Source organism: Chitinimonas lacunae, from assembly GCF_042650885.1.
Lineage (GTDB): Bacteria > Pseudomonadota > Gammaproteobacteria > Burkholderiales > Chitinimonadaceae > Chitinimonas_A > Chitinimonas_A lacunae.
Window position 1 is genome coordinate 38,203 of the sequence record NZ_JBHSBU010000001.1, and the last position, 14,008, is coordinate 52,210.

The 14,008-nt window shown below is 61.6% G+C and carries 9 protein-coding genes; 8 read left to right on the forward strand and 1 reads right to left on the reverse strand.

Annotated features, from left to right (window positions below):
• Nucleotides 1-54: 54 nt before the first annotated feature.
• From flgF to flgL, 7 genes are all read left to right on the forward strand, one after another.
• A complete protein-coding gene (flgF, locus tag ACFOW7_RS00145; protein ID WP_378159720.1) occupies nt 55-792 on the forward strand; it encodes a flagellar basal-body rod protein FlgF in 738 nt (245 codons plus the stop codon).
• A 44-nt stretch (nt 793-836) separates the two neighbouring features.
• Complete coding sequence (gene flgG / locus ACFOW7_RS00150; RefSeq protein ID WP_378159723.1) at nt 837-1,619, forward strand: flagellar basal-body rod protein FlgG; 783 nt, start codon at nt 837-839, stop codon at nt 1,617-1,619.
• A gap of 23 nt (nt 1,620-1,642) precedes the next feature.
• On the forward strand, nt 1,643-2,311 hold the full coding sequence (locus tag ACFOW7_RS00155; RefSeq protein WP_378159725.1) for a flagellar basal body L-ring protein FlgH: 669 nt from the start codon (nt 1,643-1,645) through the stop codon (nt 2,309-2,311).
• Nucleotides 2,312-2,422: 111 nt separating this feature from the next.
• Nucleotides 2,423-3,394, forward strand: coding sequence for a flagellar basal body P-ring protein FlgI (locus tag ACFOW7_RS00160; protein WP_378159727.1), 972 nt, complete (start codon nt 2,423-2,425; stop codon nt 3,392-3,394).
• A 112-nt stretch (nt 3,395-3,506) separates the two neighbouring features.
• On the forward strand, nt 3,507-4,415 hold the full coding sequence (gene flgJ / locus ACFOW7_RS00165; protein ID WP_378159729.1) for a flagellar assembly peptidoglycan hydrolase FlgJ: 909 nt from the start codon (nt 3,507-3,509) through the stop codon (nt 4,413-4,415).
• A gap of 27 nt (nt 4,416-4,442) precedes the next feature.
• Entirely contained in the window at nt 4,443-6,977 is a 2,535-nt protein-coding gene (gene flgK, locus ACFOW7_RS00170; protein WP_378159731.1) for a flagellar hook-associated protein FlgK, read from the forward strand.
• Between the two features lie 16 nt (nt 6,978-6,993).
• The gene (gene flgL, locus ACFOW7_RS00175) at nt 6,994-8,655 is read left to right on the forward strand and encodes a flagellar hook-associated protein FlgL (RefSeq protein ID WP_378159734.1); all 1,662 of its coding nucleotides are present in this window, start codon (nt 6,994-6,996) and stop codon (nt 8,653-8,655) included.
• A gap of 248 nt (nt 8,656-8,903) precedes the next feature.
• Here flgL and dnaE read toward each other — a convergent pair whose 3' ends face one another.
• The gene (dnaE, locus tag ACFOW7_RS00180) at nt 8,904-12,329 is read right to left on the reverse strand and encodes a DNA polymerase III subunit alpha (RefSeq protein ID WP_378159736.1); all 3,426 of its coding nucleotides are present in this window, start codon (nt 12,327-12,329) and stop codon (nt 8,904-8,906) included.
• Between the two features lie 133 nt (nt 12,330-12,462).
• Between dnaE and ACFOW7_RS00185 the strand changes: the two genes are divergently transcribed.
• Nucleotides 12,463-13,992: a methyl-accepting chemotaxis protein gene (locus ACFOW7_RS00185; protein ID WP_378159738.1), complete on the forward strand. Its 1,530-nt coding sequence runs from the start codon at nt 12,463-12,465 to the stop codon at nt 13,990-13,992.
• Nucleotides 13,993-14,008 lie beyond the last annotated feature (16 nt).

Consider the following 14,008-nt stretch of genomic DNA (forward strand, 5'->3'; position numbering starts at 1 on the left):
ATCCGGATAGCGCAGGCGCCTTATGCTGGTGCCGATACCAGGGGAGACCGCTCCATGGACAGAATGATTTATGTCGCCATGACCGGCGCCAAACAGTCCAGCTTTCAGCAGGCCACCATCGCCAACAATCTGGCCAATGCCAATACCCCGGGCTTCCGGGCCGAACTTGCCGCTTTCCGTGCTGTGCCGGCAACAGGCGGCACAGGCTTGCCGACCCGGGCCTTTGTGCTCGAACAGACCACCGGCGCCGATATGACGCCGGGCGTGGTTCAGACCACCGGCCGCTCTCTCGATATCGCCCTGACCACGGGCGGTTTTTTTGCCGTGCAGACCCCAAGCGGTGAAGCCTACACCCGCAACGGCAGCCTCGAAATCGATCCCAACGGTATTCTGCGCACCCGCGACGGCCAACAGGTGCAAGGCGATGGCGGACCGATCTCCATCCCTTCCGAGAGCGTGATCAGTATCGGCCACGACGGCACCATCAGCGCTTCGCCGCCAGGTGATCCGACCCAGAGCAACCAGATCGGCCGGATCAAACTGGTCGAACCTGGTGAGCGACAGATGGAGCGCGGCAGCGATGGCCTGTTCCGGCCACGCGATGGCCAGCCGCTCGAGGCCGACGCCTCGGTCAAGCTGATGCAGGGCGCGCTCGAATCGAGCAATGTCAATGCCGTGGAACAGTTGGTGAAGATGATCGACTACCAGCGCCACTACGATATGCAGGTACGGTTGTTGCAAGCAGCCGACCAGAATGACAGGGCGGCCGCGCAGGTTCTGACGCTGAGCTGATTCCCGACCGAATACCGATTTCCCGCCAGGAAAGGGCCGCCATCATGATGCGCTCGCTGTGGATCGCCAAAACCGGCATGGATGCAATGCAGACCAATATCGACGTGGTCTCCAACAACCTTGCCAACGTCAATACCACGGGCTTCAAGCGCGGCCGCGCCCAGTTCGAAGACCTCTACTACCAGACCCTGCGCCAGCCCGGCGCCCCCAGTTCACAACAAACCCAATTGCCGACCGGCCTGCAACTCGGCACCGGTGTGCGTACTGTGGCAGTCGAGCGTATTCATACCGCCGGCCCGGCCCAGTCGGGCACCGATTTCGATGTGATGATCAACGGTGACGGCTTTTTCCAGGTGCAACTGCCCGATGGCAGCACCGCCTATACCCGCGATGGTGCCTTCAAGCGCGACAACCAGGGCCGTCTGGTGACGTCGGGTGGCTATCCCTATCTGCCCGGCATTACCTTGCCGCAGGAAGCGCAGGGTTTCACCGTCGGCCGCGATGGTGTCGTCACCGTCACCTTGCCGGGCGGCGGTGGCCAGCCGACCCAGATCGGCAATCTGCAACTGGCCAGCTTTATCAACCCGGGCGGCCTACAGAGCGTGGGCGAGAATATGTATATCGAGACGGCAGCGTCCGGTGCGCCGCAGGTCGGGGCGCCTGGCGCCAATGGACTCGGTGTGCTGATGCAGCAGTTCCTCGAAGGCTCCAACGTCAATATCACCGAAGAATTGGTCAATATGATCCAGGCCCAGCGAGCCTATGAGATCAATTCACGCTCGATCCAATCGTCGGATCAGATGCTGCAACGACTGACCCAGCTCTAACCCTCTTCGCCGGGAGAACCGCCATGCGTCCCTTCCTCGTTCTGTCTCTGTCGCTGCTGCTCGCCGCCTGCGCCACCCACACGCCCGAGACCATCGTGCAGCAGCCGACCACGGTGCGACCGAGCCAGGCCATGCCGCAGACGGTGGCCAATGGCAGCATCTTCCAGCTCGCCAACGCTCGGCCGCTGTTCGAAGACAAACTGGCCCGCCATGTGGGCGATATCATCACGGTTCAGATCGAAGAGCGGGTCTCGGCGTCCGCCAGATCAGGCAACCGGGCCCAGCGGGAAGGCACGATCTCCAATGCCCTGTCAGCGGGCGCAAGCTCGAGCTTTTTCAACCGCACCCTGGGCGGGCTCAATATCAGCAACAGCAGCAATAACGAATTCCAAGGCCAGGGCGAGAGCAATACCAGCAACAATTTCGCTGGCAGCATCACTTCCAGCGTGGTCGAAGTACTGGGCAACGGCAATCTGGTGATCGCCGGAGAAAAGCAGCTCAATATCCGCGGCGAAGTCAGCTATCTGCGTCTGTCCGGGGTGATCAACCCGAACGATATCAAGGCAGGCAATATGGTATCTTCCACCAAGATCGCCGAGGCCCGGATCGAAGAGATGGGTTCCGGCACGGTGGCCGCCGCCAACAAGGCGGGCTGGCTGCAACGCTTCTTCTTCAGCTTCTACCCCTTCTAGCCTATGAAACCGCTCCGCGCAGTCTGGAAGTTAATATTTATTGCCATTTTTTTTGGTAGTGCTGGAGCGGTAGAAGCTCAAAAACTAAAAGAAATTGCATCAGTGGGTGGCGTGCGGGTCAATCAGCTGGTCGGCTATGGCCTGGTGGTCGGTCTCGATGGCAGCGGGGACCAGACGACGCAGACGCCGTTCACGGTGCAGAGCATCATCAATATGCTGACCCAGCTCGGGGTTCAGCTTCCCACCGGTACCAATCTTCAGCTCAAAAACGTGGCGGCCGTGTCGGTGACGGCTACCTTGCCACCGTATTCCCGCCCGGGTCAGACGGTCGACGTCACCGTGTCGTCGATCGGCAATGCCAAGTCACTGCGCGGCGGTACCTTGTTGATCAGTCCGCTCAAAGGGCTCGATGGCCAGGTATATGCCATTGCCCAGGGCAATGTGGTGGTAGCCAGTCCAGGCGGGGCCGGCGGCGGTGGTGGCGGTCAGCAGGCCAACCCTTTGGCGGTAGGTCGGGTGCCTGGCGGGGCTACGGTCGAGCGCGAAGTGCCGGGTGGAGTGGGGCAGGGCGACTATGTGACCCTGGCGCTCAACGAAGCCGATTTTTCGCTGGCCAACCGGGTGGTTCAGGCCATCAATACCGGCATGGGCAGCGGCGTTGCCCGGGCGCTCGATGCCAGGGCCATTCAGGTCAGGGCACCGCAGGATCCTGATGCCCGGGTCGCGTTTATGGCCCGGCTGGAAAATCTGGATATCAAGCCGGGCGAAGCACCGGCCAAGGTGATCGTCAATGCCCGCACCGGCTCGGTGGTGATGAACCAGGCAGTCAAGCTCGAACCATGTGCCATCTCGCATGGCAGCCTCAGCGTTACCATCAATCCTCCCAGCGGCGGTCAGGCCCCGGCGGCCGAAGTCAGCGCCCAGACCAGCAAGGGAGCCGTCACCACCGTTCCCAAGAGTGCTTCACTCAATGAAGTGGTGCGCGCGCTCAACCAGATCGGTGCCACCCCGCAGGATCTGCTGGCGATCTTGCAGGCGCTCAAGGCGGCAGGTGCCTTGCGGGCCGAGTTGGAAATCATCTGATCTGCCCTGAAAAATCCAGTCGGCTCATTGGTTTAGCTGATTTCGGATAACTTGTAGAGCTTGGCATGGAAGCTGCTTTTAGACCGGCACTCTTCGACCGGGAGCGCCTGCCATGCAAGCCTTCACATCTCTTAGCGACAGCCGCCTGACCAGCAAATTTGCGCTGGACAGCCAAAGCGTCGGCGATCTGCGTGCCAAGCTCGGCCGTGATCCGCAAGGCGCGACGCGTGAAGTGGCCGAACAGTTCGAAGCGCTGTTCGTCGATATGATGATGAAGGCTATGCGTGAAGCCACACCGAAGTTCGACGAACTGGAGAGCGAGTCGGTGGGCTTTTTCCGTGGCATGTATGATCAGCAGTTGTCGCAGACTTTTGCCGGCGGTCGCGGTCTTGGCTTTGCCGACCTGATCGAACGCCAGATCAACCAATTCAACGAACAGCGCCGTAGCGTGCTGCCCATTATCGAACCGCCGACCTCGTCCGAGGCCGGCAAGCCGCCGGCAATGCTTGCCGCTCCGGCCGCCGCGCCTGCCATACCGTCCGGCCCGGCCAAATCTTCCAACGCTGAACAATTCATTGCCGAAGTGGGCGAGCATGCCGTCGATGCGGCCCGCTCGCTCGGAGTGTCGCCCCATCTGCTGCTGGCCCATGCCGCACTTGAGTCGGGCTGGGGCCGCCGTCCCATCGTCAACGAAGCAGGCCAGAACAGCCACAACCTGTTCGGTATCAAGGCCGGTCGCGGCTGGCAGGGCAAGACTGCCGAAATCGTCACCACTGAATACGTCGATGGCGTGGCACAGAAGCGGGTGGAACGCTTCCGTGCCTACGACAGCTACGACGAAGCCTTCGCCGATTACGCCCGGCTGCTCAACCAGCGCTATGGCGAAGTGGTGGGCGCCCCTGACGCCAAAGCCTTTGCCGGCGAACTGCAACAGGGTGGCTATGCCACCGATCCCCAATACGCCGCCAAGCTGACCCGCGTGGCGGAACATCGCGCGTTGCGCGCCTACCGGACCGTCTAAAGCCGGCCGCGAGGAGAATCTAGCATCATGGGCAACAGTATCTTCGGTATCGCTATCTCTGGCCTGCGTGCGGCGCAGATCGGTCTGGCCACCACCAGCCACAATATCGCCAACGCCAGCACTCCCGGCTATAACCGCCAGACCATGAGCCAGAGCGCCACCACCCCGCTCCCCAGCGGTGGCGGCTTTATCGGCCGGGGCGTCGAGATCGATTCGATCAGCCGTGTCTACAACGATTTCGTCACCCGCCAGGTGCAGAGCGCCCAGGCCCAGGATGGCTATCTGAGCAATCTGCTCAACCATCTGTCCGACCTCGACAATATGCTGGCCGACCCGTCGGCGGGTTTTTCCCCGTCCCTGCAGGACTTCTTCGGTGGTATCCAGACGGTGGCCAACAACCCGGCCTCGGTGCCGGCACGCCAGTCGCTGCTCGGCCTGACCGAGGCGATGGTGACCAAGCTGCAGACGGTCAACAACCGGATGAATCAACTGCGCGAAGACGTCAACGGCGAGATCAAATCCACCGTCACCAGCATCAATTCGGTGACTTCGCAGATCGCCAAGCTGAACGACCAGATCGTGCTCAACCGTGGCCTGGGCAACGGGCAGGCTCCCAATGACCTGCTTGATCAGCGCGACCAACTGGTCAAGGAACTCAATAAATTCGTCAAGAGCACCGTCGTGACCCAATCCGACGGCAGCTACAACGTGTTTGTCGGCAATGGTCAGAATCTGGTGGTCGGCAATCAGGCGTTCACCCTGGCGGCAGTGGCATCCAAGATCGACCCGCACCGGCTTGAGGTGGCTTATCAGCAATACGGGGTGACGGCACTGATCCCATCCAAGATGCTGACCGGCGGCTCGCTCGGCGGCGTGCTGGAATTCCGCGAGCAAGGGCTTGATCTGGCGCAGAATTCTCTCGGCCGGGTCGCGGCGGCCATGTCGCTGGCGATCAACCAGCAGCACCGGCAAGGTCAGGACCTGAATGGCCAGATCGGCGGCAATTTCTTCCGCATGCCGATGGCCACCCAGACGTTTGCCGAAGGCAGCAATACTGCCGTGCCTGCTGAATCGATCAAATTCACCGCCGAGTTGCAACCGTCGGTCAATTTCGTCGAGAGCGACTACAGCCTCGAATACGACGGCACCAACTATATGGTGACCCGCCTGACCGACGGCCGGCGTGAGCTGCTGTCCGTAGTGGATGGCTCGGCCAGCGCATTCGGTTTCTATATCAAGCTCGACGAAACCAATCTGACTCCGAATACCCCGTTCAACCCGATTTCGTTCTCGTTCCTGCCCAAGGCGCGAGCCATCCCCAACGGCAATAACGACATCAGTTCGAGCCAGTTGCTGTCGGTGGGGATCAAGGATGCGAGCAAGCTGACCACCAGCGATTATGAATTCAGCTATGAAGGTGATTCGCTGTGGACGATCCAGCGGCTCAGCGACGGCGCCAAATTCCTGGTCGATACGGGTGATCTGGATGGCCGGCCCTATGAGCTAGATGGCCTGCAATTCCCGCTGGTCAGTTCGGTGGCCGGGCTGTTCCAGCCCGGCGATAAATTCCTGATCCAGCCGACCCGCGAGTTTTCCAACAATCTATCGGTGGCGATTACCGATACCAGCAAGATCGCAGCAGCGGTGCCGATCCGCACCAGCAGCGATGTGCTCAATATCCAGGCGGTATCGAGCGACCCGGCCGCGACCACCATCAGCGTGCTGTCGCCGCTGATCAAGAGTGAAGGCGGGGCGACGGTCAACCCGATCCGGATCGAATTCGACGCTACCAGCTATAAGCTGGTCGATACCGTCAGCGGCAAGACCCTGAAGGAGAACCAGCCCTATACCGGTACCGATGATGTGATCGAGCTGAACGGCTGGCGTATCCAGGTCAATGGTGTGACGGCCGGCGAGACCATTGTGGTGACGCCGCGCAAGAACACCGGCTCGGGCACCATCTCGGCCGGCAAGATGAGCGGTGCGCCGCTGACGCTGGACCATCCGGTACTGACCGATGCGCTGGGCAATGCCTCGCCGATCAAGCACCGGCTGGCCTTCCAGTTCACCTCGGCCACCCAGTTCGATATTGTCGATCTGGACGCGCCGGCACCGGGTCTGGTGCAGAGCGGGGTATCTTTCACAGCCGGCAAGCCTATCCTGGTCAATGGCATGGAGTTCGCCATTACCGGCACGCCTGCCCAGGGCGACGCCTTCCTGGTCGAGCCCAATAAGGGCGGGGTGGCCGACAACCGTAATATGCTGGCGATGGGGAAGTTGCAGACCACCAATCTGCTCGACGGTGGCACCACCAACTTCCAGGGTGCCTATAGCAAGACGGTGGCCGATGTCGGGGTAAAGACCAACCAGGCCAAGATCAATCAGCAGGCCCAGGCATCTCTGCTGAAGCAGGCGGAAACCAAGCTGCAAGACTTATCGGGTGTCAACCTTGATGAGGAGGCCGCAGGCCTGCTCAGTTTCCAGCAGGCGTATATGGCCGCCAGCCGTACCATTCAGATTGCGCAGCGGGCCTTTGACGAAGTGTTGAATATCGGCCGCTAGCCAGGAGTAAGACATCATGCGAGTCGCCACCAGCAGCATCTACAATATGGCGGTTTTCCATCTGCAGAACCGCGAAAGCGACCTGTACAAGCTACAGAACCAACTGTCGACCGGGCGCAAGATCCTCACCCCGTCCGACGACCCGGTCGCCTCGGCGCGTTCGCTCGATCTGAGCCAATCGACCCGACTCAACGACCAGTACATCGAAAACGGCCAGTACGCCGACGGCACCTTGTCGCTGGCCGAATCGAACCTGCAACATTCGATCACGGTCATCCAGAGCATCCAGCAACTGGCTATCCAGTCGGGCAACCCGGCTCTGACCAGTGCCGAGAAGAAGATGATCGAAGCCGATATCCGGGGCAAATACCAGGAGCTGCTGGCCGTGGCCAACAGCACCGACGGCAACGGCCAATATCTGTTCTCGGGCTACAAGGGTGCCACCAAGCCGTTCAATGAACTCGAATACGGCAATGTCACCTACGACGGTGACCAAGGGCAGCGGCTGGTGCAGATCTCGACCGGCCGACAGATCCCAGTGTCCGATTCGGGCGCCGATATCTTCATCAAGGTCAAGAACGGCAACGGCACGTTCACCACGGCCATGTCGCAGCCCGGTTTCCCGCGCAGCGTGAGCTTCCCCGGTGGCTCCACGGTGCAGATCACCCGTCAGATCGGCCAGCAGTTCGCTCCGTCGGAATTCCGTCTCAGCTACGACGGCACCAACTACACCCTGACCCGGCTCAGCGACGGCAGCAGCGAACAGTTCGACCATAACACCCTGAGCGCCGGCTATAGCTCGGCGGCGTTCGGCATCAATCTGCAATCGCAAACGGCGGCGCCGCCGGTCAATTCGACCCATACCCTTGATCTGACCCTGCAAAAGAACCAGGGCACCGGCGTAGTCAGCCCGGGTGTGGTGGTCGATCCGGTACGCTGGTCCGACCCCAACAATTTGCAGGACTACCGGATCCAGTTTCACGTCACCAACAACCCCGACGATCCGAGCGGCAATACCAAGATCACCCGCTACGACATCGTCGACAGCCGCAACTACCTGGGCGACGGTGTCACCCCCAACCCGAACTACAACCGCTCGATGATCGACGGTTTCGATTACAACACAGGCGACCGGATCGATACGCTGCCCGCTACCCCCAACGCCTTCCCGCGTCTGTACAAGCCGGGCACCGATATCGAATTCCGTCAGTTGCCGGGCGAGACGGGCTTGCAGCCGGGCTGGGACTTCGGCGCCAAGATCTCGGTCGATGGCAAACCGGTCGATGGCGACAGCTTCCGTCTGCAAGCCAGTCGCAATGTCGACCTGTTCAGCACGCTGGGCGATTTTGCCAAGGCACTGACTTCCTATACCGAAGAGGATATGGGCCGGGCCGAATTCCAGAACCATCTCAATACCGCCTTGCAGCAGCTCAATAATTCGCTGGGCAATATCCTGACCACCCAGTCGAATATCGGGGCGCGGCTCAAGGAAATGGAATCGGTCAACAACACCAATACCGACCTCAACCTGCAATACAAGCGCACCATCTCCGGTCTGACCGATATCGACTACGCCTCGGCGATCAGCGATTTCAGCCTGACCCAGACTTATCTCGATGCAGCGCGCAAATCGTTTTCCTCGGTACAGGGCCTGTCGCTGTTTCAATACATCAGCTAATCAGAAATATTTCCAAAATAAACGAATGCCGCACTGGGTGCGGCATTCGTTTTGCTGGATTTTTGAAATTCGACCCTGGGCCAGCGCCGGCCCGGACAGATGGACTGCCCGGCAGCACTGGTGAGGCGAAGTCTTTGGCTGGACGTGCTTTCGCCTGTCCTGGAAGGCTGTGTCAACGCCCGTAGGCAGGGTGTGGACACGATGATTGGCTACGAACGTCGGTCTGGACCTGCTGGCGATGGCCGCTATCAGAAGCGGATCGACACCGACTCGTCTCCGAGCCAGCCCCGCAGCGCCGTCAGCAGCTCATCGCGCAGCGTCACGCGCCAGCCTTCGCCGAGCTTCAGGCCGCACTGGGCCTCGCGGTTGCGGTACAGCACCTCGATCGGGCAGTCGCCGCCGAGATAAGGGTCGAGCAACTGGCGCAACCGGCCCGCGTCGGCCTGGCCGTTGATGCCGACACTGAGCGCCTGGGCAAAGCGGCTGCGTGCCTCGGCCAGATCGTAGATCTTGTCGGCGATGATGCGTAAGCCGCCCGAGTAGCTATCTTCACTGACCTTGCCCTCGATGATCAGCAGAGTATCTTCGCGCAGCTTGGCACGGTTGACTTCGAAGGCTTCCGAGAACACCGAGACCTCGCGCCGGGCCGAGGCGTCGTCGAGGGTGATGAACGCCATCTTGCCGCGCTGGCCGATCTTGGTGCGCAGTTCGGTGACCACCCCGGCCAGCCACTGCGGCTCCTTGCGTGGCGCGAGCCGGGCCAGCGGGGTCTTGACGAAGCCGCGTACCGCGCGCGCCTGGGCATCGAACGGGTGGCCCGACAGATAAAAGCCGATGGCCGACTTCTCTTCGATCAGCTTGGTGGCCTCGTCCCAGCGTGGCACTTCGACCAGTTGCAACTGATGCTCGGGTGCGGCTTCAAGCAGATCGAACAGACTGCCTTGCGAGGCATTGACCGCCGCCTGCTCGGCCGCTTCGAGCGCCAGGCCCACCGAGGCGATCAGGGCGGCGCGATGGTCGGACAACTGATCGAAGGCGCCACCGCGAATCAAGGCTTCGATCACCCGGCGATTGACCAGCTTTTTGTCGGTACGCTGGCAGAAATCGAACAGATCGCGGAACGGCCCGCCCTGTTCGCGCACCGCCACGATATGGTCAATGGCCGCCTCGCCCGTGCCCTTGATGGCACCCAGTCCGTAGCGGATCTCGCGGCGCGACACCGGCACGAAACGATAGAAGCTGGCGTTGACATCAGGCGGCAGGATCTTGATGCCATTGGCCACCGCATCGTCGTAGAACACCTTGAGCTGATCGGTGTCGTTCAATTCAGTCGACATGGTCGCCGCCATATAGGCGGCGCAGTGGTGGGCCTTGAGCCAGGCAGTATGGTAGGAGATCAGCGCATAGGCAGCCGCGTGCGACTTGTTGAAGCCATAGCCGGCGAACTTCTCCATATAGTCGAAGATTTCGTTGGCCTTGGCTTCCGAGATCTGCTTGGTGGCGGCACCTTCGACAAAGATGGCGCGCTGCTTGACCATTTCCTCGGGCTTCTTCTTGCCCATGGCGCGGCGCAACAGGTCAGCGCCACCGAGGCTATAGCCGCCGCAGACCTGGGCTGCCTGCATCACCTGCTCCTGGTACACCATGATGCCGTAGGTCGGCGCCAGCACGGGTTCGAGCAGCGGATGGAGATATTCGAAGGCCTGGCCTTGCTTGCGGGCGATAAAGTCCGGGATCAGGTCCATCGGACCTGGCCGGTACAGTGCCACGAAGGCGATGATTTCCTCGAAGCGGTCGGGCTTGGCGCGCTTGAGCATGTCCTTCATGCCCGACGATTCAAACTGGAATACGGCGGTGGTATTGCCGTCCTGGAAGATCTTGTAGGCCTGCTGATCATCGAGCGCCAGCGTGGCCAGATCGACCTTGCCGCCGCCCAGCCGCTCAATGTACTGGCAGGCCATCTCGAGGATGGTGAGGTTGCGCAGCCCCAGAAAGTCGAACTTGACCAGGCCGATCTGCTCGACATCGTCCTTGTCGTACTGCGACACCGGCGAGGCATCTTCGCCGCTGGCCTGATAGAGCGGGCAGAAATCGGTGAGCTTGCCCGGCGCGATCAGCACGCCGCCGGCGTGCATGCCGATATTGCGGGTCATGCCTTCGAGCTTCTTGCCCAGCGCCCATAGCTCGGCCACTTCCTCTTCGTTGGCGATCCGCTCCTTAAGTTGCGGCTCCATCTCGACGGCGTCATCGAGGCTGAACTGCTTGCCCGGTGCGGCCGGAATCAGCTTGGACAGCTGGTCGCAGAAGTTATACGGCAGATCGAGCACCCGCCCCACATCGCGCACCACCGCCTTGGACGCCAGCGTACCGAAGGTGGCGATCTGGCTGACCGCCTCGTCGCCGTATTTCTGCCGCACATACTCGATCACGCGCCAGCGGTTGTCCTGGCAGAAGTCGATATCGAAGTCGGGCATCGACACCCGCTCCGGGTTCAGGAAGCGCTCGAACAGCAGGGCATAGCGCAGCGGGTCGATATCGGTGATCCCGAGCGAATAGGCGACCAGCGAACCCGCCCCCGAACCGCGGCCCGGGCCCACCGGGCAGCCGTTGTTCTTGGCCCAGTTGATAAAGTCGGCCACGATCAGGAAGTAGCCCGGAAACCCCATCTGGATGATGGTATCGGTCTCGAATTTGAGCCGGCTTTCATATTCCTCGCGCCGGGCAGCCAACTGGGCGGGGTCGGGGAACAGCAGGGGCAGACGCTTTTCCAGCCCCTCGCGTGCTTGCAGCACCAGATAGTCGTCGAGCGACAGCCCGTCGGGAGTCGGAAAAAGCGGCAGATAGTTCTTGCCGAGCTGGACCGTGATATTGCAGCGCTGGGCGATGGCCACGCTGTTGGCCAGCGCCTCGGGCACGTCGGCAAACAGTGCCGCCATCTCCTCGGGCGACTTGAAATACTGCTCCGGGGTATAGAGCCGGGGTCGGCGCTTGTCGGCCATCACATAGCCTTCGGCGATGCAGACGCGGGCTTCGTGCGCCTTGAAGTCGTCGCGATCAAGGAACTGGACCGGATGGGTGGCCACCACCGGCAGATCGAGTTCGGCGGCCAGATCGATGGCGCCATGGACCTGCGTCTCGGCACGCGGGTCGCCGGTGCGTTGCAGTTCCAGATAGAAGCTGTCGCGGAAACAGTCGGCCCACCAGCGGGCGCGCAGGCGGGCGGCTTCGAGATTGCCGTTGAGCAGCAGCTGGCCCACCTCGCCCAGATGGGCGCCAGACAGCGCGATCAGTGCGCTGTTGTCGCCTTGTGCCAGCCAGTCGGGCTTGATCTCGGCCCGGCCACGATATTGGTTATGGCGAAAGGCCGCCGTCAGCAATTCGCACAGCCGGCCGTAGCCGGCGCGGTTCTTGGCAAGCAGCAGGGCACGGAACGGTTTATCGCGGTCTTCGGGGTTCTCGATCCATACGTCGGCACCGACGATGGGCTTGATCCCGGCACTCCGGCAGGCCTTGTAGTGCTTGACCATGCCGAACAGGTTCATCAGATCGGTCAGCGCCAGCGCCGGCATGCGCTGCGCCTGGGCGCGCCGTACGGCGTCGTCGATACGGACGATGCCATCGGTGACGGAATATTCGGAATGGAGGCGGAGATGGATAAAGGCAGGCTGCGTCATCCCCGAATTTTACCCGTGCCCCGTGCTGCGCGCACCGTGACTTGGATTTCAGAACACCTGAACTAAGCTGAAGACGACGGATGCCGGGCGAAATGCCTGTCCGGTGCGGGACGCCAAAGGCCGGGAGTGATACATGGGCTTCATGCAGAGCATAAGCGGGCGACTCAATGTGCTGTTTGTGGTGATCGTCACCCTGGTGCTGGCGGGCCTTGGGGCATTCAACTACACCAGCAGTAAGCAGCGGCTCGAACGCGGTCTGGAGGAACAGGCCAATGCCCTGGCCACCCGCCTGCAATTGAGTCTGCCTGCTGCCATCTGGAACTTCGACAAGATCCAGATCGCCCAGATTCTCGAGGCCGAAATGGCCTCGGTGGCTTTCAACGGGATTCTGCTCAGCAATGGCAAGGACTTTATCGACGGCCGGATGCGCAACGCCGAAGGCAAGCTCGTCCCGGCTCCCAAGGACGCCAAACTCGCCGGCAGCATGCGCGAGATCAAACTCCAGTTCGACGACAACGGCCAGAAGAAGGATGTGGCCCAGGCCACGGTCTATGTATCGCGGGCCGAGGTCGAATCGGCCCTGCGCGAGAATCTGATCACGCTGGCTGTGCAGATCATCGTGCTCGATGTGCTGTTGAGCCTGGCCCTGTCGGTCAGCCTGTCGGCCGTGGTGCTCAAGCCCTTGCAGCGGCTCAACGACGCGCTCAAGGAAATCGCCTCGGGTGATGCCGATCTGACCCGCCGCCTGGCCGCGCAGGGCAGCCGCGAATTCGTCGAAGTCTCGCGCTCCTTCAATACCTTCGTCGCCCGCTTGCAGGAGGTGATGAAGCAGATCGCCGAAACCGCTCCCCAGCTTGCCGCCGCCGCCGAACAGACCAGCCGGATCACCGAACAGGCCAGTGAAGGCATCCAGCAGCAGCAGCACGAAACCGAACGCATCGTCTCGTCCACCGATGAGCTGACCTCGCAGGTCCATGAAATCACCAGCAATACCAACGCCGCTTCCGAGGCGGCGGCCTATGCCGATGCCGAGGCCGAAAAAGGCCAGGCGGTGGTACAGGACGCGATCCAGACCATCGGCGAGGCCACTGCCGAGGTCGAGAACGCGGCGATGGTGATCCAGCAGCTGGCCGAAAGCAGCGACAAGATCGGTACGGTGCTGCTGGTGATCAATGAGATTGCCAAACAGACCAACCTGCTGGCGCTCAACGCCGCGATCGAAGCCGCACGGGCCGGCGAGGCCGGCCGTGGCTTTGCCGTGGTCGCCGACGAGGTGCGCACGCTTGCCAACCGCACCCATGACCAGACGACCGAGATCCAGCAGGTGATCACCCAGCTTCAGGAAGGCACCATGCGGGCGGTCACGGTAATGGAGCGCAGCAAGGAAAAGGCCGATCTGGGCCTGAAGCGCGCCCGCGAGGCGGGCGGGGCCATCCATCATCTGGCCGAGTCGGCCCGCAAGATCGCTCATCTCAATGAGGAAATCGCCAACGCTTCCGACCGGCAGGACGAGATGGTGAGCGGGGTCAGCAGCAGTATCCAGCAGATCCAGAGAATCGTCGGCGAGGCCGCCACGGGCGCCCAGCAAACGGCGATCGCCAGTGAGGAGGTTGCCAAGCTCGCCGTAAGGTTGCAGATCACGGTGGAGCAATTCAAGGTCTGATTCGCGAGGGGTTCAA